Here is a 689-nt window from a genome sequence, read left to right on the forward strand (position 1 = left end):
ACAGCAAGGATACCGGCGGCGGCGTCGGTGTCAGCGTCGCGCTGGGTGGCACCGGAGGCGCGGGGGGCAATGCCGGCCCGATCCGGCAGGTCCCGGGAGCTGCCGCCAACAGGGGCCTCATCCAGACAAGCGGCGCGAACAGCTTCGGCATCATCGGCCAGAGCATCGGCGGCGGCGGCGGCATCGGTGGCTCGTCCATCGCGACCGCCAAGGTCTATGCGGTCCCGGCCGGCGACGGCTCGCCACCGACGGTGGCGCTTTCCTTCTCAGCAGGCGGCACGGGTGGCAGGGGCGGCCTCGGGCAAGAGGTCGACCTGCAGAACGACGGGCTGATTACAACCCTGGGCGCCGGCGCGGCAGGCGTCGTTGCGCAGAGCATCGGCGGCGGCGGTGGTTCCGGCGGGGATGCCTCCGCCAGCTCGGAGGCCAGAAGCAACAAGAACACGCCTGTCAGCCTTTCGGCCAGCCTCGCCATCGGCGGCAGTGGCGGCGGCGGCGGGCAAGGCGGCGCGGTCAATGTCGTCAACACCGGCATGATCTTCACGCGCGGCGAGAGTGCGGACGCCATCTTGGCGCAGAGCATCGGCGGCGGCGGCGGCAATGCCGGCGCGGGCGATGCCCAGGCGCAGAATACTGGCGATGCAACCAGCATCTCCACCACGCTCGGGCTCGGTGGCCGGGGCGGCACG

Annotated in this window: 1 pseudogene; it reads left to right on the forward strand. The window is 72.0% G+C overall.

What is annotated here, in order from left to right:
* Positions 1-689: pseudogene (locus tag D2K64_RS23950) on the forward strand (hypothetical protein); the annotation flags it as partial.

The organism is Teichococcus vastitatis, assembly GCF_003604215.1.
Classification (GTDB): Bacteria; Pseudomonadota; Alphaproteobacteria; order Acetobacterales; family Acetobacteraceae; genus Pseudoroseomonas; species Pseudoroseomonas vastitatis.